The 19,002-nt window shown below is 57.4% G+C and carries 21 protein-coding genes; 10 read left to right on the top strand and 11 right to left on the bottom strand.

Annotated elements, in window-relative coordinates:
• Positions 1–6: 6 nt before the first annotated feature.
• The 4 genes from M5D89_RS05155 (at position 7) to M5D89_RS05140 (ending at position 3,414) form a co-directional block, all read left to right on the top strand.
• Positions 7–1,545: a cryptochrome/deoxyribodipyrimidine photo-lyase family protein gene (locus tag M5D89_RS05155; RefSeq protein ID WP_248884777.1), complete on the top strand. Its 1,539-nt coding sequence runs from the start codon at positions 7–9 to the stop codon at positions 1,543–1,545.
• Positions 1,545–2,039 carry a TspO/MBR family protein gene (locus M5D89_RS05150; protein ID WP_248884776.1) on the top strand — a complete coding sequence of 165 codons (495 nt, stop codon included), beginning with the start codon at positions 1,545–1,547 and terminating at the stop codon, positions 2,037–2,039. The genes M5D89_RS05155 and M5D89_RS05150 overlap by 1 nt, the downstream gene beginning before the upstream one ends.
• Complete coding sequence (gene nfsA, locus M5D89_RS05145) at positions 2,036–2,773, top strand: oxygen-insensitive NADPH nitroreductase (protein WP_248884775.1); 738 nt, start codon at positions 2,036–2,038, stop codon at positions 2,771–2,773. Before M5D89_RS05150 ends, nfsA begins: the two co-directional genes overlap by 4 nt.
• A gap of 104 nt (positions 2,774–2,877) precedes the next feature.
• Positions 2,878–3,414, top strand: coding sequence for a carboxymuconolactone decarboxylase family protein (locus M5D89_RS05140; RefSeq protein ID WP_248884774.1), 537 nt, complete (start codon positions 2,878–2,880; stop codon positions 3,412–3,414).
• A gap of 30 nt (positions 3,415–3,444) precedes the next feature.
• Here M5D89_RS05140 and M5D89_RS05135 read toward each other — a convergent pair whose 3' ends face one another.
• From M5D89_RS05135 to M5D89_RS05120, 4 genes are read right to left on the bottom strand one after another with little or no spacing between them, the layout of a single operon-like run.
• Positions 3,445–4,176: an SDR family NAD(P)-dependent oxidoreductase gene (locus tag M5D89_RS05135; RefSeq protein WP_248884773.1), complete on the bottom strand. Its 732-nt coding sequence runs from the start codon at positions 4,174–4,176 to the stop codon at positions 3,445–3,447.
• On the bottom strand, positions 4,161–5,528 hold the full coding sequence (locus M5D89_RS05130; protein ID WP_248884772.1) for an AMP-binding protein: 1,368 nt from the start codon (positions 5,526–5,528) through the stop codon (positions 4,161–4,163). The genes M5D89_RS05135 and M5D89_RS05130 overlap by 16 nt, the downstream gene beginning before the upstream one ends.
• Positions 5,525–5,857, bottom strand: coding sequence for a hypothetical protein (locus tag M5D89_RS05125; protein ID WP_248884771.1), 333 nt, complete (start codon positions 5,855–5,857; stop codon positions 5,525–5,527). Before M5D89_RS05125 ends, M5D89_RS05130 begins: the two co-directional genes overlap by 4 nt.
• Entirely contained in the window at positions 5,854–6,252 is a 399-nt protein-coding gene (locus M5D89_RS05120) for a PAS domain-containing protein (RefSeq protein WP_248884770.1), read from the bottom strand. Before M5D89_RS05120 ends, M5D89_RS05125 begins: the two co-directional genes overlap by 4 nt.
• 85 nt (positions 6,253–6,337) lie before the next feature.
• Here M5D89_RS05120 and M5D89_RS05115 point away from each other — a divergent pair, with 85 nt between their 5' ends.
• The 6 genes from M5D89_RS05115 (at position 6,338) to M5D89_RS05090 (ending at position 10,700) form a co-directional block, all read left to right on the top strand.
• A complete protein-coding gene (locus M5D89_RS05115) occupies positions 6,338–7,294 on the top strand; it encodes a MerR family transcriptional regulator (RefSeq protein WP_248884769.1) in 957 nt (318 codons plus the stop codon).
• Positions 7,295–7,378: 84 nt separating this feature from the next.
• Entirely contained in the window at positions 7,379–8,434 is a 1,056-nt protein-coding gene (locus tag M5D89_RS05110; RefSeq protein WP_248884768.1) for a CoB--CoM heterodisulfide reductase iron-sulfur subunit A family protein, read from the top strand.
• 10 nt (positions 8,435–8,444) lie between these two features.
• Positions 8,445–8,666, top strand: a complete 222-nt coding sequence (locus tag M5D89_RS05105) for a hypothetical protein (protein WP_248884767.1) — start codon at positions 8,445–8,447, stop codon at positions 8,664–8,666.
• A 91-nt stretch (positions 8,667–8,757) separates the two neighbouring features.
• Positions 8,758–9,312 carry a DUF3833 family protein gene (locus M5D89_RS05100; RefSeq protein ID WP_248884766.1) on the top strand — a complete coding sequence of 185 codons (555 nt, stop codon included), beginning with the start codon at positions 8,758–8,760 and terminating at the stop codon, positions 9,310–9,312.
• Complete coding sequence (locus M5D89_RS05095) at positions 9,309–10,070, top strand: SDR family NAD(P)-dependent oxidoreductase (protein WP_248884765.1); 762 nt, start codon at positions 9,309–9,311, stop codon at positions 10,068–10,070. Before M5D89_RS05100 ends, M5D89_RS05095 begins: the two co-directional genes overlap by 4 nt.
• Positions 10,071–10,145: 75 nt before the next feature.
• Positions 10,146–10,700 (top strand): YbhB/YbcL family Raf kinase inhibitor-like protein, encoded by a 555-nt coding sequence (locus M5D89_RS05090; protein ID WP_248884764.1) that lies wholly within the window; start codon positions 10,146–10,148, stop codon positions 10,698–10,700.
• Between the two features lies 1 nt (position 10,701).
• On the opposite strand, the gene M5D89_RS05085 is transcribed toward M5D89_RS05090, so the two are convergent.
• The 7 genes from M5D89_RS05085 to rfbD form a co-directional block, all read right to left on the bottom strand.
• Complete coding sequence (locus tag M5D89_RS05085; protein ID WP_248884763.1) at positions 10,702–12,771, bottom strand: putative bifunctional diguanylate cyclase/phosphodiesterase; 2,070 nt, start codon at positions 12,769–12,771, stop codon at positions 10,702–10,704.
• Positions 12,755–13,135, bottom strand: a complete 381-nt coding sequence (locus tag M5D89_RS05080; protein WP_248884762.1) for a response regulator — start codon at positions 13,133–13,135, stop codon at positions 12,755–12,757. Before M5D89_RS05080 ends, M5D89_RS05085 begins: the two co-directional genes overlap by 17 nt.
• The gene (locus M5D89_RS05075; RefSeq protein ID WP_248884761.1) at positions 13,129–14,463 is read right to left on the bottom strand and encodes a sensor histidine kinase; all 1,335 of its coding nucleotides are present in this window, start codon (positions 14,461–14,463) and stop codon (positions 13,129–13,131) included. The genes M5D89_RS05080 and M5D89_RS05075 overlap by 7 nt, the downstream gene beginning before the upstream one ends.
• Positions 14,456–15,028, bottom strand: coding sequence for a heme NO-binding domain-containing protein (locus M5D89_RS05070; RefSeq protein WP_248884760.1), 573 nt, complete (start codon positions 15,026–15,028; stop codon positions 14,456–14,458). The genes M5D89_RS05075 and M5D89_RS05070 overlap by 8 nt, the downstream gene beginning before the upstream one ends.
• A complete protein-coding gene (locus tag M5D89_RS05065; RefSeq protein WP_248884759.1) occupies positions 15,025–16,905 on the bottom strand; it encodes a diguanylate cyclase in 1,881 nt (626 codons plus the stop codon). Before M5D89_RS05065 ends, M5D89_RS05070 begins: the two co-directional genes overlap by 4 nt.
• 61 nt (positions 16,906–16,966) lie before the next feature.
• Entirely contained in the window at positions 16,967–18,115 is a 1,149-nt protein-coding gene (gene rfbB, locus M5D89_RS05060; protein WP_283102958.1) for a dTDP-glucose 4,6-dehydratase, read from the bottom strand.
• Positions 18,108–18,989 (bottom strand): dTDP-4-dehydrorhamnose reductase, encoded by an 882-nt coding sequence (gene rfbD / locus M5D89_RS05055; RefSeq protein ID WP_248884758.1) that lies wholly within the window; start codon positions 18,987–18,989, stop codon positions 18,108–18,110. Before rfbD ends, rfbB begins: the two co-directional genes overlap by 8 nt.
• Positions 18,990–19,002: the final 13 nt, after the last annotated feature.

Raw genomic sequence — 19,002 nt, 5'->3', positions numbered from 1 at the left:
CCAGGAATGGGCGGCGTTCATTTGCTCTGGTACAAGCGGGATCTGCGGGTGCGGGATCATGCCGCTCTTGCGCAAGCGGCAGCACAGGGCACCGTGCTCCCGCTGTATGTCATTGAACCAGAATTATGGCGGCAGCCGGATTATTCAGCACGCCACTGGCAGTGGCTGCGCGCCAGCCTGCTCAGTCTTGCCGACGAGTTACACCTGCTCGACGCAACGCTCTGCGTGCAGCAGGGTGAGATCTGTGCGGTGCTCGAGCGCATCCACCGGGAATTATCCATCGCAGCGGTGCACAGTCATATCGAGGTGGGCAACGCCTGGACCTATGCCCGCGATCGCCGCGTGGCCGCGTGGCTGCGTGCAAAGGGCATACCGTGGTGGGAGTACCCCCAGGATGGGATCGCAAGGCCTCATCCCGATCGAGATCATTGGCAGCGCCAGCGTGATCGATATATGGCGGCGCCGATCATCTCCCTGCCAGCACACTTGACAGCAGTAGCCACGCTACCAAGCGCCAGTGTATCCCTCGCGCAGCTTCCCGAGAGCGAGGATCTTGCCCTGAGCGACGCCCTTCTGCAGGATCGCCTGCCCACCTCTGGTCCAGAGGCGGCCGACCAGCTCGTTGATGGCTTTCTCTCGGAGAAATATCGCCACTATCTTGGCGGAATGTCGAGCCCAGTGAGTGCTGCGCAAAGTTGCTCGCGCCTGTCTCCCTATCTCGCGCTCGGCGTCTGCAGTGCGCGGCAAGTTGTGCAGCAGATCTCGGCTGCGCAACGCCAAGAGCCTCATCGTGGCCTGCGCGCGCTGCAATCCCGTCTCGCCTGGCGCGGTCATTTCATGCAGAAGTTGGAAGATGAGCCGCGTATGGAGCGAGAAAACCTGCAGCGCGCCCTCAGCGGGCTGCGGGAGAGCGAGTTCAATGAGTCACACTTTCAGGCATGGCAGAGGGGGCAGACAGGTTTTCCCTTGGTGGATGCCTGTATGCGGTATTTGCAGGCTGGTGGATGGTTAAACTTCCGCATGCGCGCCATGCTGGTTTCCTTCAGCGCCTATGCCCTCTGGCTACACTGGCAGCGACCCGCCCTGCACCTCGCACGTCTATTTGTCGATTACGAACCTGGAATTCACTATCCCCAAGTACAGATGCAATCGGGCACGACGGGTATCAACGCCTTGCGCATCTACAATGTAACCAAACAAGCGCAAGAGCTCGACCCACAGGGCATTTTTTTGCGTCGCTGGCTGCCAGAATTAGCCCCGCTGTCGCCCCCCTGGATTCATCAGCCCTGGCTCTTGCCGCGGCAGACGGCGAAGCGACTGGGCGTATGTCTGGACCGGGATTACCCAGCACCCATCGTCTCTCTGACCGCCGCCACGCGGCAAGCTCGCGCACGCATTCTCACCGCTCGGCGCGAACTGGATGCGCGTACCGAGGCCGAACAGATCTTGCGTCGGCACGGTAGTCGTAAGCATGCAGGCAGCAGAGTTCGGCGTCATACTAGAGAGGAAAGGCAGTTATCCCTGTTTGTCGAGGGCGAGCAATAATGGTCATTCTGGTATATGTCGTCAGTCTCGCACTCAGTTTTGCCACGGCTTTCACCGGTGCCCGCTTTCGGCCCGACGCATGGTATCAAACGCTTCGCAAGCCACGTGGTACGCCGCCATCTTGGGTTTTTCCCGTCGTCTGGACCAGTTTGTATATCCTCATGGCCGTTGCAGCGGCACGCGTCTGGCTGTTGCCCGATTCTGAACTCCGTACCATTGCTCTTGTTCTTTATGGGCTGCAGCTCGCCAGTAACGCTGCTTGGTCTTGGATCTTTTTCGGTCAGCGCCGCATGTTGTTGGCATGGGCGGATCTAACATTGTTACTCGCTCTTGTCCTTGCCACTACCCTATGCTTTTTGCGACTGGAACTGCTTGCCGGCATTCTCCTGTTGCCCTATGTGCTATGGTTGGGTGTCGCCTTCTATCTGAATGGCAGTGTTTGGTGGTTGAATCGCGGCCTACCCCATTCTTCCGAACAGAGGAGAAAGTTGTGAACGACGTCCTTGCTTTGCTTCAGCGGCACCGCTCCATCCGCCAATTTCGGAATGAGCCCATTGATGACGCAACCGTCGACGAAATCGTGCGTTGTGGACAACATGCAGCCAGCTCGAGCAATATTCAGGCGTGCACGGTTATTCAAGTGGAAAACGGTAAGACGCGGGAGGACATTGCACGACTCGCCGGTGACCAGGAGCAAATTCGCAGCGCCGCTGTTTTTCTGGTTTTTGTCGCGGATCTGTACCGCGCCAAGGGTATTTGCGAGCGCGCCGAAACGCCTTTTGTGGCTGGAATGACGGAACATTTCCTGATCGCGACGGTTGACACCGCCCTCTTCGCGCAAAACTGTGTCATTGCGGCGGAGTCTCAGGGATTCGGTACCTGCTATATTGGCGCAGTACGCAATCATCCGCGCGAAATCTCTGAACTTCTGGGCTTGCCGCAGCAAAGTTATCCCGTATTTGGTCTTTGCATTGGCCATCCCGCCCAAGATCCCGAGGTCAAACCACGCTTACCTCTGCCGGTAGTCCTGAAAAAGAACCGCTACGATGACCTCGGAGAGGTTGCACTAATTGCCGGGTACGACACCGAGATGCATGCGTACTACGCCAAGCGTAGCGGCACCCAGAAAGACAGTACCTGGAGTCGCGAGGTTGCAGCCCTGGTGGGCAGGGAAGCGCGCCCACACATGCAGGAATTTTTGTTGGGAAAAGGACTCAATCGGCGCTGATCTCTTGCGAGGCAGCCGAAAAGGTCGAGGCAAAATCGACCTTGAATACATCCCGACTAGTTGGTATCTTTGATCCCCCTAATGGTAAGAAGGAGGCTTTTATCATGACAACGCTACATCTCACCGCCCCAAAAGATGCCCAAGGCGAGCTCGCTGAACTTTACGCCGCCATCGAACAGTCCTTTGGTGCTGTTCCAGAGGGACTGCAGCTCTTTGGCGTCAGCCCCAAGCTCCTGCAGATTCAACTGCAGATTCTCGGCTATTTTGGTCAACACCCGCGCCTCTCGGCCAACTTTCTCGCCCTCTTGCGCTACATTCTTTCGGAGGACGGCCATTGTCAGTTCTGCATCGGGTTTAATCAGAGTTTGTTGCTCAATGCCGGTCTTTCTGCAGAGGCCATTGCGCGTGCCCGCAACAAACCTCTCGAGGGGCCTCTCGAGGCACGGGAGAATCGTCTACTGGATTATGTGTTACGCGCAGTTCGCAATCCCCATGGCGTGAAAGATAGCGAAGTTGACGACCTACGTGCCTTGGGATGGACAGATCAAGACATTTTTGATGCGGTCGCCCATGGCGCCCAACATACGGCGGTAGACATCCTCTTCGAGACGTTTCGCGTGGCACCCATGCCCACCGCCTGAGTCGTTGAGGGGCCTCGCGCCCCTCTTTTCTCAAGATGTGACGAGGGGACGAATGGCTCCGAAACCCCCATCCACTGCCAATATTTGCCCAGTGATTTGCGATGCTTCGAGCAAAAACAATACACTGCGCGACACCTCTTCGGGCGCGATCAACTCCCCGAGGGGATACTGCTGCCGAGCCAGTTCTCTGGCACGATCATTGCGCAGAATATGGCTGGCGGCCTTGCTATCCATCAGCCCCGAACGTACTGCATTCACGCGAATCTGATCGCGCGCGTGGGTGGCAGCAGCAGCCAAAACCAATGCCTCCACTCCCCCCTTGGCCGCGGCAACTGCCTCGTGAAAGGCGATCCCGATATGCGCGACGACGGATGAGACAAACACTGCCGCGCCACCACCACCGGCCTTGCGCCGAGCAGCAACAAAGCCACGTAGGGTGAAAAAAGCCGAATCCAGATTTGCGGCCAAGCACTGGCGATACTGACTCTCCGAAGTCTGCCCCAGTCCGGCCAGCAGAAAGGAACCAGCCAAGTGCGCCAGACAGTCCGGAACCATACCGCGATTGCCTAACTCGGCAAAAACCGTCTCAACCCCGCGGCTCGAGGAAACATCCTCCTGTAACCAGACCTCATTTTCATCCCAATCTGCAGGCATTTCCTGTCGCGACACCGCGATGATGCGCCATCCCCGGGCCCGGGCCTGGCGCATAACTTCCTGCGCCAACGCCCCAGAGGCTCCAGTAATCATTACCGAGTGTTCCATCGTCGAACTCCTCCAATCTGCCACGCCTGACCCACAATTTCCGTCCAATGTGCGTAGAGTTCGCCGCGCCTGGTCTTTCCTGACACGCCCCGCCAGCTTTCCCATTGTGCGGGGGGTAGTAGGAACAGCGGGTAGCGCTCCCGCCAACGCCACTGTAGCGGACGCCATTCCTCCAGCGGCGCGGCCGCTAGTACCGCCAGCTGCCTTTGTCCGGGCGCGCCGAGAACGAGCTCGTTCAGGGTTGGGTAGATTGCCTGCAGACGCAATTCCTCCATCTCCGGTTGAATGACGCTTTCGCCATTAGCCAGTTTGAAGGTGGAATCGTCACGCCCCAACCATGCGAAATCCCCTGCCGGGTTGGCCATCACCCGATCGCCGCTGTCTACCCAACCTTCGGCGTCGGTCAATGTTTCCCACAGTTCTCCATTCCATCGTCCATAGACCTGACCCGGACTGCGATACTGCAGAGTATCGGCCACCCGTACCTCAACTTGCGATAATGGGAACCCGATATATCCCGCCGAGAAGTTTCCCGCTTCTCCCAGGGTGACTCCTGGCCCAGCCTCTGTCTGTCCGTAACCCACCCGCAAACGACTGCCCTGCAAGCGTTCGGCCAACGAAGCGGGTATTGCAGCCCCGCCGACAATCCCGCTGGCGAGCCTCCGCAGTTGCGCATCGTTCAACCACGCGGCAATGCGCGGAATCGTACACAACTGCGAGAACTCCTCGTGGCGCAATTCTGTCAGGGGGGCAACGCGTATCTCCGCTCCCGCCAGCACCGCGGGCAGGAGCTCAAGCACACCCGCAAACACATGGCTCCAGGGTAGGGTATTCCGGATCAGGCTCTGTCTTCCGAGGCCGAGGGCTTCGGCATGTTGATGCCACTGCCAGCGAAGCGCGGAAAAGGTCAGCCCGTAGGCGCTACCCGGTCCTGAAGACGCAGAACTCCAATAAATAGAGGCTAGGTCATCCGGGTCTGCTTGCTTCGGGGCTTCGTCATTCCATTGCTCCTCGATTTTGCCTGCACGCCAACGCAGGATGAGTGCAGGAGCGAGCAATTCCAGGCGTCGACGTTCTTCTGCTTCGGGCAAAGCCGGCAGCGGGCAAAATACCCAGTCACCGAGCCATGCCGCCAACCAGTGCGTAATATATGCGGGACTGTTAGGCAGGTTTACGGCAATGCGGGAGCGAGGCAGCAGCCGCCGATGCCAGTGCTGACGTAGGCGAACGGCCCAACTGAACAATGCCGATCCTGGCCAGCCACGACTCATGCCATCGGCATGCCAGTCGAGGCAAAATCCTTGTTCCAGGCCGCTGCGCAGTTCCTGCAGCAGTTCGGCGCGAGCACTCACCCCCAGGTCTCCAAACTATCGTCAAGCTGGGCCAAATAACGGCGCAAGCAATGTTGAGCTTCCGCCACTAAAGCAGGCGGTAGTCGCTCCTCTAACCGGGCGATGCGCGCATCAATATCCCGCAATTGCTTAATCTGCTTCCCCTCCAGAAAGCGCTCTCCGTCGCCTTGATAGGCGTTATTCAGGAGTTGCCAGAGGCTTTGCAGACAAAAGTAGAGCAGAACATCCTGCTCGGCTCGCAATCCGGGAGTGTGAAACCCTTGTCTCTGCAGCGCATCCAAGGTCAGCAGGAAGTCCTCTTCAGACCGCGTTTGTAACTGGGTACTCATCCGAGATCCTCAAAAAGCGGAACTACCCGATCGAGAAAGATAAAAACCAGGGGCGACTGTTTGCTGTCGTACAACATATGAATGTGCGCAGAGACTGGCCGGATCCGATAGGTGAAGGTGTAGAAGAAATGTTCATCCAACTCGCCCAGCTCGCGAGCCCGCTGATACCGTCCGCGAAAGAGCCGGCTCGCTGTGCATGGCGCCACTTCGACAAAAAAGTCCTTGCCTACCACATCGCTTTTCGGTAAGCCGCTCAAGCGCTCCTCCGCCTTGTTGAACAATACCACTCGCGCCGAAGGATCCAGACCGATCACACCGAAAGACCATTGCTCGACCTGTTGCCGATCAATGCGCGCAAGCTGGTTGCGCCAAGCCTGGGGGAAGAACTCCTTCACCGTTTCCTCTCGTTTCGTCTTTTTTGTACTATACGTGGCAAGTGCACTGCGCTTACTATAGCTCGCTCAGCGCAATGTAACAAGCATGTCCTATACAACCAGAGAACATCTATCCCTCATGCATGAAGATGACAGCCAATATCCGATCAGTGTAGTCGAGCAGGAAACCGGGATTTCCAAGGAACTGTTGCGAATGTGGGAGCGGCGCTATGAGTTCCCCATTCCGGCTCGCGACACCAGCGGCAATCGCATGTACAGCCGCGCGCAGATCGACCGCTTGCAGGACATTAACAAACTGCTGGCTGCCGGCTATCGACCGGGCTTTGTCGTCGGCGCGAAAGAAGAAAAACTGCAACAGCTGCTTCAAGAGTTGCCCAGCGCGGCCACGGCGGAGTCAAATGGCGCTGCACCGCGCCAACTTGACGCACTGCTGGAACTTATACAACACCATGAATTTGCGGACTATCGCCGACAGCTTCGACAAGAATTGGCTTCTGAGGGGGTACGTCAATTTGTACTCGGCATCGCCGCGCCCCTACAGCAAGATCTGGCTCGCGCTGAACTGGGTGACGCCCTACCCGCTTTCACCTGCCAGCTCGCACGCCAGATACTCCTGGAAACACTGCAATTTGCGGCTACTCTGCTCCCTCTACCCAACGCGAATGGATTACAGATCTTGCTGATTGATCTCCCCGGAGACAATCGGCCACTGGAACTGCTCATGATCCGCACCTTACTCCTTAGCAGCGGGGCAGATGTGCTGTTCCTGGGTACAGAGCCGCCTGTTGAGGACGTCATCGAGTGTCTACGGCATTGTTCGACATCCGTGTTGCAGATTGCTGTCTCGGCAGCCGCCGTCACCCCATCGAATCGACAGCTCGTGGCTCGCCTGCGCGCAGAAATGCCGGCACAGACCACGCTCTGGCTGAGCGGAAGTGGCGCCGAGGATATTGCGGAGCCCAGCAATGAACCGGTTTTTCGGCGCCTTCACGATCTCCTGCAGGCAGTTCAAGCTTGGCAGAATCCTCTACGAGAAACTTGATCAATATTTGTATAGTACATTCGCTTGACATGTCGCAGAACGGGTCCTATGCTTCGGGCGTAGGGTCAACGAAGGAGCAGTGTCATGGCATTTCAAGATACAGTTCTGGTGGTCGGCGCCGGTCCGGCAGGCTTATCGGCTGCGGCAACGGTTGCAGGCATGGGCAAAAAGGCAGTGATCGTCGAGAAGGAAGATGTTCTCGGTGGTGCTCCCATTATCTCTGGATACTCTAAGCTAGTGCCCTCCGGGGAGTGGGCCAAGGACGCCATCGGGCGCATGGTCAGCAGGGTCGATGGCGACGGCAACGTCAGTATTCACAAGTCGACCAAGGTCACGCAGTTGGATGGAGAGGCCGGTAATTTTACCGCCACCCTGAGTAATGGGGAGAAGGTCGAGGCGGGTAGCGTCGTTTTAGCAACGGGTTTCACTCACTTCGATTCCATCAACAAGCCAGAGTGGGGTTTTGGTACGTACGAAGACGTGCTGACCACTTCCCAGATGGAGCAGATGGTGGCTACGGGTAAGATTCAGTGCCCCTCCGATGGTCGGGTGCCAGAGCGCGTTGCTATTTTGCTTTGTGTTGGCTCCCGTGACCGTCAGATTGGGCGGGAGTGGTGCTCCAAGATCTGCTGTACGGTGTCTGCCAACCTAGCGATGGAAATCAAAGAGCTTTCTCCCAGCACGGACGTCTTCATTTACTACATGGACATCCGCACCTTTGGTTTGTACGAGGACAAGTTCTATTGGAAGAGTCAGGAAGAGTACAAGACCAAGTTTGTGAAGGCGCGGATTGCGGAAGTGACCAAGTCTCCGGATGGACGCCTGTTGGTGAAGGGTGAGGACACTTTGGTCAAGCGGCCCATCGTGATACCGATGGACATGGTCGTGCACGCTATCGGTATGGATCCCAACGCGCTGAACCCGGAAATCGCCAAGACCTTTGGCATCGGGCTGGAGAAGCATGGTTTCATCGATCGTGCCGAGCAGTACACCAACAGCCAAGGTACGACCCGCAAGGGTATTTATGTCTGTGGTGCGGCGACCGGTCCGGAAACGATCGACGATTCGATTGCGCAAGGTCAATCCGCGGGGTCCCGCGCCGTGATGGACCTTTATCAATTGGCTCGCCTCAGCGCGTAAGGAGGCTGACATGTCTCAACATCCTGCCTTGCGTTCATGGCTAAAGTCTGGGGCTTTTTTGTTCATCTCCGGTCTATTTGCGAGCAGTAGCAGTAGTGTTGCGCCATTCTGGGACTTCAGTGCGGGGATCACTGTAATTATCGCTATGTTCTATGCGATGAACGCACTGGTTCTGCATCAGGATTCGGCGGCGGAACTGGTACCCATCCGCATCCGAAACCGCAGAGACTGACTTCTGGTGGCCTATTGGGGAGCGCTTGCGCTCCCTTTTTTGCGTCTACTTATCCCCAAATGACGTATTACCAAACAACAGGAGAGAGATCATGCCTCAGAAGACGACCCACGCTTACACCCAAACAGTCCCAACCTTTCGCTTGGATGAATTTTTTTCCGGCCCCCTCGCGGCGAGCGGGATTTTTGTTGATCGCCGTCGTCGTGTGCGCAACCGTTTTTTCATGCATCTATTTGGTGAATGGGCGGGATCGTATGGAACGCTGGAAGAATATTTTACGTTTCTTGATGATCACGGCCATGTGACCCATGCGGATCGAATCTGGAAGCTGGAGATTCTGAATCAGAACAGTTTTCGTGGGACGGCAAAAGGCAATGCTGGCGATCTAGTGGGCATGGCCGAGGGTAGCTCAGAGGGCTACGCCATGCACTGGCGATATACAGTACGTCAGCCTGTCGGCGACAAGCACTACAATTTACGGACCGATGATCGGATGTATCGGCTGAACGATACCTGTGTAACCAATCATAGTCGGATGCACTTCATGGGCATTTTTGTCGGTGAAGCCATTATTGAAATCCACCGTCTCCCTGATGCCTGCAGTGATCAGGCGCGAACCTATCCGGCACCAGGGGACTATCGATGACTACCTCCGTATGGCAAAACAAACGCTGTTGGCTGATTGGCGCCAGCACGGGGATCGGTGCGGCAACAGCGCAGGCACTGCATGCCGCCGGGGCGCGGCTGGCACTCAGTGCGCGTAATGCAGACACGCTCGCCAAGGTCTTGCCCAGTGACGCAACCTCACTGTTGCTGCCCGTTGACGTTCGTGACCCTGCCAGCCTGGAACTTGCACACAAGCAAATCCTGAAGCACTGGGGCGGCCTTGATCTGCTGCTCTACCTCGCGGGCGCCTATGTCCCCGCCCGGAGCTGGGATTTGGATCTGCAGAAAGCAGAGGAGATTCTGGACATCAACTATCGCGGGGCACTGCGCGCACTGGCCGCGGCCTTGCCTGGATGGGAAGAGCGAGGTCCGGGGCAAATCGTACTGGTTTCGAGCATCGCGGCCCTGCGCGGCTTGCCGCAATCACTCTACTATGGCCCGGGCAAGGCGGCGCTTACTCATTTGGCAGAGATCCTTCGTTTGGATCTGGAGCCGCGCGGATTTCACGTGCAGGTGGTACATCCAGGCTTCGTCGCAACCCCTCTCACCGCCCAGAACGACTTCCCCATGCCACATCTCTTGCAACCGGAGGAAGCGGCACGTGCCCTGGTACAGGGGATGCAGAGTCGACGTTTCGTCATTGCCTTTCCACCAGCGTTCACCCGCCGCTTCACGCTGCTGCGCTGCCTCCCTTATCGCTGGTACTTTCCGCTTCTGCGTCGCGCCACCGGCTTGTAAGGCGGAGAAATGATCCATCGTCTACACTGAATAGAAACAGCATTTGGCGCATTCATCCGGAATGAGGAGGCAACGATGACTGCAGAGATGAAACTATTCAGCACCGGTATTGATCCCGAGGATTGGATCCCGCAACGCTTCAGTGATCCCGGCGAAGGTATTACCCCGCCGCTCAGCTGGTTGCATCTGCCCGCTGGCACACAAAGCTTGGTACTGCTCATGGAACACCGGCATGCCCCACAAGGGCAACGCGTACACTGGCTGGTTTATGACCTCGCGCCACAGTTGGAAGGTTTACGCGAAGGGGGAGTCCTCCCCGAAGGGGCTAAGTTGGGCAAAAATGATTTTGGCTCTGTGGCCTATTCCCCGCCAAGAGCCGATGCCAATCATCAATTGCAGTATTATGACTTTCTGCTGCTCGCAACGGACCTGCCCACCCTGGGCTTGGGCGCTGGCGCCACTTGGGCTCAGGTCAAGGAAAAGCTACGCAAGCAACGCGACCCTGGCGACATTGCGCCACCCCCTGCCGATGATCCCAGAGCGGTCGAGTTTCATCCGCTGGGTCATATCCTTGATCAGGCGGAGTTCAGCGGGCATTTTGCTTTGGATACGGACAAACCCGCTCGCTAGCTCAAACAGCCTCATCCGGTAGGGGATAGAGGCTACGCCATTGCGCCTCCACTTTCTCTGCGGGATTGGGCAGACAAAAGTAGTACCCCTGCATCCGATCAATGCCCAGGGCACGGAGGGCGACGACCTGCTCCGCGGTCTCTACCCCCTCGGCCACTACCTGCAATCCCAAACTTTGACCCATGCGAATGATGGCACGGATCAGGGAATGCGATTCCAGCCCCTGATCCATCTGACGGACGAAACTTTGGTCAATCTTCAAGGTGTGGAAGGGTAAACGATGCAGGGTATTCAGAGACGCGTAGCCGGTGCCGAAGTCATCCAAAGCCAAGCGAAAGCCGGCTTTGGCGAGCGCGTCCAGGGTGTCCGTGGCAACGGCGAAATCCACGATAGCGCTGGATTCCGTTACCTCGACACAGAGCTGCTGTGGATGCAAAGCATGGGCCGCGAGAATGTCTTGCAGGCGTCCCAGCAAACTGGTGGTCAAGAGGCCCGGCGGAACATTGACGGCAAAATACATCGCCTCATCGACCAAGCCCAGATCCTGCCAGCGGCGAAACTGTTGGCAGGATTGCGCTAACATTCGCCAGGTCAACTCCCCGATCAGTCCTGCCTTTTCGTAGAGCGGGATAAATTCCGCCGGGCTCACCATGCTGTTATCTGCCTTCCGCCAGCGGGCAAGGACCTCAAAACCCGCAAGACTGCCGTCGTGATGTACGAGCGCCTGCCACCACGGCTGCACCGCATTCTTCGCCAAAGCGCCGCGTAGATCGTGAGTCAGGCTCTCGCTGCGCGCCATCTGGGCCAGCACCTGGTCATCCACAAACACGATCTCGCGACCCTGTTCCCGCGCTAATTGCGCCGCCCTTCGCACTTGCATGCATAGCTTCTCGGGAGAATCGGTAAGCGCGCACTGCTGGTGGTGTAGCCCCATGTAACCCTGGCACGAAACGGGGCCGAGGGGTGTTACCAATCCCGTGCGCAGGAGCTCCTGGATCGCATCGATAGTGGCCTGAAAATCCGCATGCCCCTCGCCATAGAGGAGAAGCAAAAGCGCATAAGAACCATCATCGACGGAAAAACTATGCACCGCCGGAATCTGCCGCAGACTTTCCGCAAGATTCTTCATCAACTGCTCGCCACCGCTCAGGTGCTGCAAAAAACCAACGCGGTCATCCAATTGCAGCGACAATAGAGCCCAGCTCGAATCCGATCTCGCTGCCTCTTGTTGGAGCAGCGCAAGAGTATCGAGCAGCGCTTGTTTGGTCGGCAAGCCGGTGCTGCGATCACAGTAACGCAGGGTACTGATATCGGAGTGGGTTCCCGCTGCGCGCAAGGCAGTGCCGTCGCTATCCCGTTGCACGGCACCGCGCGTCAGTACCCAACGATACCGCCCTACCCCGTCACGAATACGGTATTCGATGGCAAAAATCGCGTTTCCATCAGGAGCGATGATCTCCTCTACCATTGCCTGCAGACGTGGGAGATCCTCCGGATGCACCCGCGAAAACCATGCTGAGCTATCGGTTTCCAACTGTTCGGGGGTATTTTCATTCAGAACCTCATACCAGCGCCTGGAGTTTCGGATACGGTCCTGAAGCGGATCCCACTCCCAGATCCCATCATTGGAACCGGCCAGAATCAATTCCTGACTGGCGAGAAGCTCGCGTTGGGAGCGGGTCGCCTGCCGCAACTGCAGTTGGGTTTGTAGTCGCGCCCGCAGCACCGTGAAGTCAATGGGCTTATTCACAAAATCATTGGCGCCCAGGGCTAGCGCCTCGGGCAAATGGGCGTCGGCATCAAAGGCGGTAGCCATCAGCACCGGCAGTTCCAAGGCAGAATACTGGCGCCGCAGCGCTTGCAAGACCGCGAGTCCATCCATACCGGGTAGACCAATATCGAGGATGACCGCCGCGGGAGGCTCCTGCGCTACAGTGGACAACGCCTGAGGACCATCGGCTGCGGTGATCACCCGCAGACCAGACCGCTCCAAGCGACGACGCAGTAGATCGCGACTTGGGGCGTCATCTTCCACAATCAGAATGCAGGTGGCGTCAGCCGATTCCATCATTCCCCTCTGGCCCAACAAGCTTGTGCATCAGTTCCATCAACGTCTCCAGTTGGATGGGCTTGCTCAAATAACCTTGGACGTCGTAGGACTGCGCCCGGTCCCGCTCCTCGGCAAAGGCATGGGCACTGAGCATGATTATCGGCGTCCGGTTGTCACATGCGCGGATCTGGGCAACGGCTTCCCAGCCCGAAAGCTCGGGCATAGCGATATCCATAAGGATAATATCCACGCTCTCCTGCGCTGCGCGGCGCACTGCCTCCAATCCATGGACAGCGGTGAGCACCAGACAATCCCGCCGCTGCAATCTTCGGCTAAGCATATCCCGATTAGCCGCGTCGTCCTCCGCCAACAGTACGGTCAACATTCAGTATTCGCAGCTGTAGCGGGAAGTTCCAAGAGGAAACGGGATCCTGTGCCTAGATCACTCTCCACGAGAATTTCGCCACCCAGCATCTGTGCCAACTGCCGCGTCAGGGTGAGACCAAGCCCCGTGCCACCATAGCGCCGTTCAATACTTTGGTCCGCCTGGGTGAAGGCGTCAAAGATTCGCTGTACCTGCTCCTGACTCATCCCGATGCCGGTATCGATCACCTCCCAGAGCATTTTCTGTCGCTCTGCGTCGTCGAAAAGTCGCAAGGTCACTGTGCCGGATTCGGTAAACTTTGCCGCATTACCGAGCAGATTGACCAAGCACTGACGGATCTTACCCGGATCAGAAATCATCATTGGCACGTGCTCCGGCATATCGAGGAGAAATTGATTGCCTTTTTTCTCTACCACCGGGCGCAGGGTCGAAAAAATGGAACGGGTTAACGCCCTCGGCTCCAGTTCTTCCAGCCGCAACTCGACGTGTCCCGCTTCGATACGGCTCAGATCGAGCACGTCATTGATCAGCGATAGGAGGTGTCGGCCGGCATCGCGTATCGCCTCTAGATCCTTACAGCTATTCTGCACCGAAAAGCCGTCATTGATTTCTTCCAGAATCAACTCACTGTAGCCAATCACGGCATTCAGCGGGGTACGCAATTCATGACTCATCGCCGCCAGGAAGCGACTCTTGGCCAGAGAAGCTTCCTCAGCGCGATCACGGGCCTGCTGCACCCGCGCGAGAGCGGCGCGTTCTGCCCGAATATCCCGCAACAGGCCAATAAAATGCGCTTTGCCTTCAATCACTACTTCCGAGACTGCCAAACGGACGGGTATCCGCTCACCATTGGAGCACTCCGCCTCTACCTCGCGCCCAATACCAATCACCCGGCGCTCGCCGGTCTCCTGATAGCGCTGCAGATAGCCGTCATGCGCCGCGCGATACGGGGGTGGCATGAACTCGCGAATATTACGCCCCACCATGGTTTCGGATACCTTGAGCAACTCTCTGGCTGCTGGATTGGTATCCAGGATTTGCCCCTCACCATCAATGACCACGAGACCATCAATCAGCGTATCCCAAGTTGCCTTGAGTAAAGCGGAGCGCTCCATGACACGGGCATCGAGACTACGACGTTGCGACTCCTCGGCCTCAATCAGGCGACCACTGGCGTCCAACAAGAAATTGATCAAGATGACTAACTTTTCTACCTCAATATCTTGAACTTGCGTTCGCACCACAAAGTCCACTCGACCATCGACTGCCAGACAGAGCTGGTCACTGATTTCCCGCAGTGCCGCACGCAACGCAGCAACATCAGTCATCTGTGGAGATCCGCACAAATTGCAGATGGAAGGTGCATCGCTCAGCGCCTCGTTTACGACAATCCGGTATCTCGATACTGACAGATTCCCCATAGTGCGCAGCCACTTCACGAGCCAATGCCATGAACAGCGAACACCACTGATTCTCGGAACGATAGCTGACTTCCAGCGGTCCTTGTATATGATCGATCATCGCGAATTTATCATTGATGATCTTGCGCCGCTCGGGATCCCGTAGGCCAGACGCCATGATGTTGTGAATGGCTGGTTGGCGTGCCAAAAATTCCCGTGCTGAATGCGACATACGAAAAAATGCGGGGAACAATTCCAATGCTGCGGCAAGAAAATACTTGGCATAGAGGGAAAACGCCGTATCCGCATCTACCTGCAATAACTTGCAGGTCTCTTGTAAAAATTCATGCATCTGCGCGTCGTCATAATCGGTATCGATGCGAAACACGAATTCTGGCGAAAGACCTACGCGTTGTTTGAATTCCTGCAATACGCTGGCCCCTGCCTGATCTTCAATCATGTCGAATAGGACCTTCTGGATCAGGCCGATCATGATTCTTCTCTGGCAAGAGCAGGCGCAAGATCATCGCTACAGACGATACGATTGCGCCCCTGTCGTTTGGCTTGGAGGAGGTTTTGATCCGCCGCATGCAGCAGCTCGTCCAAGCTCGTGCTCGCATGGCTGCTTGCTGCCCCCATACTGACCGTAATGCTCGGGAAGTCTCCCTGCAGCTGCGCAATCTCCGATGCCAGACGCTGCATCATCTGTCCTACACCGGGCAAATCCGCCGTTTCGATCAGAATGACAAACTCCTCTCCACCAAGACGCACCAGCAGATCTGTCTCGCGGGTACTCTGCAGGAGCAGCTTCGCGAGGGCCATTAGGACGCGATCACCGACATCATGACCGTATTGGTCATTCACCTGCTTAAAGTAGTCGATATCCAGTATAATGCAAGAAATCGGGGTTGCCGCAGACGTCGCTCGCTGCCAGATTCCGGGCGCAAGCGTCTCCCAAGCACGGCGATTGTAGAGACCGGTCAAGGCATCACGTAGGGCTTCGTCCCGCAGTTCCTCCGTTAGGTGCAGAAGCTGTTCCTGCGCGCGCAGTTGTTTTTGCCGCGCGTCTTCCAGATCCAACAGTAACGCAACACTGTCCACTGCGCTTCGCAGCTTTGCCAATAGCACCCTTCGCGATACCGGTTTGGACAGGAACTCGTTGGCGCCACATTCCAGTGCCCGGGTACCATCGCCCTCATCCGCGAAGGCGGACAACAACACAAGATACATCCGCGCACCATAACGAGAGCGCAAGCGCTGACAGAACTCCAGACCATCGTCCTGACCGAGATACCAATCAATCAGGACAATGCGTGGCCCCTGCGTGTCAATCACCTGCATGGCGGTGCTGACATCCGCTGCGTCATAGACCTCGTAGCCAACGGGCTCGAGGTAACGACGCAAGAGGTGGCGACTCGCCTCATCGTCATCCACGACCAGCACGCGATAGGCGGATTGTTCGCCAGACGCGTGCATCATGCGTTCTACAAAGCCACTCCAGCGCTGTCCCAGGTCTGCGGGTACCTGCGCTGCGAACAACTGGCTCCATTGCAGCCACTCCGTCTGCAGGCGTTGGAGAATTTCCTGATACTGTACGTCACTGATCTGTAATTGTTGACGCAGAAAACGTAAACGGTCGATTTGCACTTCGGTAGCGATGCCGTCCCAATGATCGGCAAATATCCGCCCCGCCTCCAACACGTAGCACAAGATCTGCAGGCGGGGCTCCTCCCCGATTGGGGCAGGATCGCGCTCGGAACGCACGGCGCGCAGCATTAATTCGGGGAAGCCCCAGCGCTCGAGCAGGGCAGCGGTCAATTCCACGTGATCCAAACCCAGTTGTTCCCGCTCTGCGGCAAGCAACGCCGCCGCATCTGGCGCGGCATCCACGATCTCTGCCATACGCTCGGGGAACACACAGAATTCCGCCAGGTAACCGAAATCATTCAAAAGACCGAGGGTAAACACCTCGGCCCGCGCCCAGCTACCCGTGTGCGCCACCAACTCCTCGACAAAAAGGCCGCGCAGCAGAGCCTGTGCCCAATAACGGGAAAGATCGAGACGCGGAATCGGACACGGGGCCTTGATCAACGACAAACTGAGAACAAAGTGCGCAAGGGTGCGCAAACCGAGACGCAGCAGTGCATCGGGCAGTACCAAAACTGGTCGCAATCCGCGGTATAGAGCGGAATTGGCCAGCTCCAGCACCTTGGCGGTAAGGACACTATCCAGACGAACCAGTTGGGCGGCGTCGTTAATCCCTGCGTTCGGCTGCTCCAACAGACTCATCAGTTCCAAGGCTACGCGCGAAGGCGAAGGACACTCCGCACGATCCAATTTGCGCAGCACCGCTTCAATGACTTCAGACATGATACCTTCCCCTCGCGTGCTGCGTTACCGCTCCATCATGGCACTGACGATCTGGCGCACCCTAGTTGCGGCTTCCGCCAGGTTCGCGCACATACTGCTTCTGGATCCATTCGGCATAGGCCTCGCCAAGGAGAGGCTGCCACCAGTCGCGATTTTGCAGGTACCAGTCCACCGTCTTGCGAATACCCGCGGCGAAACTATGCTGCGGCGCATAACCGAGTTCCCCTCCGATCTTGACCGCATCGATGGCATAACGACGGTCATGGCCAGGGCGATCCTGCACGTAGGTGATCAGACTCTCTGAGCGTTTTCCTTGCGCTGGCGCGGCATGGGGAAACTGCTTTGCCAGGGTGGCATCGGCAGCGAAGGCCTCGTCGAGCAATTGACATATAAGTCGGACGATCTCCAAGTTCGCCCACTCATTATGTCCGCCAATATTGTAGCTCTCCCCCTCCTTGCCTTGCTCCAGGATCAAGGCAATACCCTGACAATGGTCCTCGACAAAAAGCCAGTCGCGGATTTGCTGTCCGTCCCCATAAATTGGCAGAGGACGGCCATGCAGAATATTGAGGATTACCAAGGGAATCAGCTTTTCCGGGAAGTGAAAGGGACCGTAGTTGTTGGAGCAGTTGCTGGTTGTAGTGGAGAGGCCATAGGTATGTTGATAGGCGCGCACGAGATGATCCGATGCTGCCTTGCTGGCCGCATAAGGCGAGTTAGGGGCATAAGGGGTATCCTCACGGAAGGCAGGATCCTGCGGTCCCAGGGTACCATAGACCTCGTCGGTGGAAATGTGATGAAAGCGATGGGATATCAGCCCCTGCGGGCCTTCCAGCCAATAACTGCGCGCGGCCTGGAGCAGGCTGTGGGTGCCCAGAATGTTGGTACGCAGAAAGGCATCAGGATCGTGGATGGACCGATCCACATGACTCTCTGCCGCAAAATGCACGATCACGTTGAGTCGCCCCTCCCGCAGTAGCTTCTCTACCAGAGCCCTATCGTTGATATCGCCGTGCACAAAGCGAAAACCCTTTACCCCCTCCAAGGCTTGCAGACTGGCGCGATTGCCGGCATAGGTCAGGGCATCCAGCACGACCAGCGTGCCGTCAGGGAAGCGCTGGTGCCAATAATGACAGAAATTGGCACCGATGAAGCCAGCGCCTCCCGTCACCAGGAGACGCATCTCTGAGCCCTGCAGGGGTTCAACCATTTTTTATTCCTTTCTGCCAATCGGCCAGCATTGTTTGCAACTGTATCCGCCAGTGCGGCGCCGCGCCCAAGGCCGCGTAGCTCTCGCTCTTGTCCAATACAGCGCAGGCCGGGCGCCGAGCTGGGGTGGGATAGGCGGAGCTGGGAATCATCTGGATGGGGATCTCCCGCTGCAGTAAGCCAATGCGCAAACCCTCTTCCTGGATCGCCACCGCAAAATCATACCAGGAGGCCACGCCGGCATCCGTCCAGTGTTGCGTGCCGGAAAACCTTGGTAGAGCCACGGCGCGCCACAATGCCCCAGCCAAACCGCGCGCCCAGGTCGGACTACCGATCTGGTCCCCAACCACGGACAAACGCTCGCGCTCGTCAAGCAAGCGCAACATGGTCTTGACGAAGTTCTGCCCAAATTCGCTGTAGACCCAGGCGGTGCGTAGGATAAGTGCCGTATCGCCAAGGATAGTACGGATATGCTCTTCACCAGCGGCCTTGCTGGCCCCATAGACTCCCAACGGTGCGGGCTTGTCCGCAGGCTGGTAGGGTCGGCCCTGGGCGCCATCGAACACAAAATCGGTGGACACCTGCAGGAGCCGTGCGCCCCGCGCGCGCGCCCACTCGGCGATGATCCGCGGGGCTTCGGCGTTGACGGCATAGGCAAGTTCTGGCTCCGATTCGGCCCGATCTACCGCGGTATAGGCGCCCGCATTGATAATGATTGTCGGCTGCCCCTGCTCCAGGGCGTCCCGAATTTGTGTCGCCTGAGAGAGATCGACAGTATCGCGGGTAACGGCTTGGAGGGCGACATCTGCCGGACAGGAGCGCTGCAACTCGCGCCCGAGTTGTCCCGCCGCACCGAAGAGACAGACGCGAATCATCCGACGGCCCTCG

This window comes from Acidithiobacillus acidisediminis, from assembly GCF_023277115.1.
Classification (GTDB): Bacteria; Pseudomonadota; Gammaproteobacteria; order Acidithiobacillales; family Acidithiobacillaceae; genus Igneacidithiobacillus; species Igneacidithiobacillus acidisediminis.
The sequence above is the reverse complement of the archived record's forward strand: the minus strand, read 5'-3'. Positions and strand labels throughout refer to the sequence as shown.

Excerpts from the sequence above, each read along its gene's own strand:
- M5D89_RS05080 (WP_248884762.1), bottom strand. The coding sequence starts at position 13,135 with ATGTTGACCGTACTGTTGGCGGAGGACGACGCGGCTAATCGGGATATG.
- M5D89_RS05125 (WP_248884771.1), bottom strand. The coding sequence starts at position 5,857 with ATGAGTACCCAGTTACAAACGCGGTCTGAAGAGGACTTCCTGCTGACC.
- M5D89_RS05150 (WP_248884776.1), top strand. The coding sequence starts at position 1,545 with ATGGTCATTCTGGTATATGTCGTCAGTCTCGCACTCAGTTTTGCCACG.
- rfbD (WP_248884758.1), bottom strand. The coding sequence starts at position 18,989 with ATGATTCGCGTCTGTCTCTTCGGTGCGGCGGGACAACTCGGGCGCGAG.
- M5D89_RS05110 (WP_248884768.1), top strand. The coding sequence starts at position 7,379 with ATGGCATTTCAAGATACAGTTCTGGTGGTCGGCGCCGGTCCGGCAGGC.
- M5D89_RS05065 (WP_248884759.1), bottom strand. The coding sequence starts at position 16,905 with ATGTCTGAAGTCATTGAAGCGGTGCTGCGCAAATTGGATCGTGCGGAG.
- M5D89_RS05090 (WP_248884764.1), top strand. The coding sequence starts at position 10,146 with ATGACTGCAGAGATGAAACTATTCAGCACCGGTATTGATCCCGAGGAT.
- M5D89_RS05070 (WP_248884760.1), bottom strand. The coding sequence starts at position 15,028 with ATGATCGGCCTGATCCAGAAGGTCCTATTCGACATGATTGAAGATCAG.
- M5D89_RS05095 (WP_248884765.1), top strand. The coding sequence starts at position 9,309 with ATGACTACCTCCGTATGGCAAAACAAACGCTGTTGGCTGATTGGCGCC.
- M5D89_RS05140 (WP_248884774.1), top strand. The coding sequence starts at position 2,878 with ATGACAACGCTACATCTCACCGCCCCAAAAGATGCCCAAGGCGAGCTC.
- M5D89_RS05155 (WP_248884777.1), top strand. The coding sequence starts at position 7 with ATGGGCGGCGTTCATTTGCTCTGGTACAAGCGGGATCTGCGGGTGCGG.
- M5D89_RS05105 (WP_248884767.1), top strand. The coding sequence starts at position 8,445 with ATGTCTCAACATCCTGCCTTGCGTTCATGGCTAAAGTCTGGGGCTTTT.
- rfbB (WP_283102958.1), bottom strand. The coding sequence starts at position 18,115 with ATGGTTGAACCCCTGCAGGGCTCAGAGATGCGTCTCCTGGTGACGGGA.
- M5D89_RS05135 (WP_248884773.1), bottom strand. The coding sequence starts at position 4,176 with ATGGAACACTCGGTAATGATTACTGGAGCCTCTGGGGCGTTGGCGCAG.
- M5D89_RS05100 (WP_248884766.1), top strand. The coding sequence starts at position 8,758 with ATGCCTCAGAAGACGACCCACGCTTACACCCAAACAGTCCCAACCTTT.
- M5D89_RS05085 (WP_248884763.1), bottom strand. The coding sequence starts at position 12,771 with ATGATGGAATCGGCTGACGCCACCTGCATTCTGATTGTGGAAGATGAC.
- M5D89_RS05075 (WP_248884761.1), bottom strand. The coding sequence starts at position 14,463 with ATGACTGATGTTGCTGCGTTGCGTGCGGCACTGCGGGAAATCAGTGAC.
- M5D89_RS05115 (WP_248884769.1), top strand. The coding sequence starts at position 6,338 with ATGTCCTATACAACCAGAGAACATCTATCCCTCATGCATGAAGATGAC.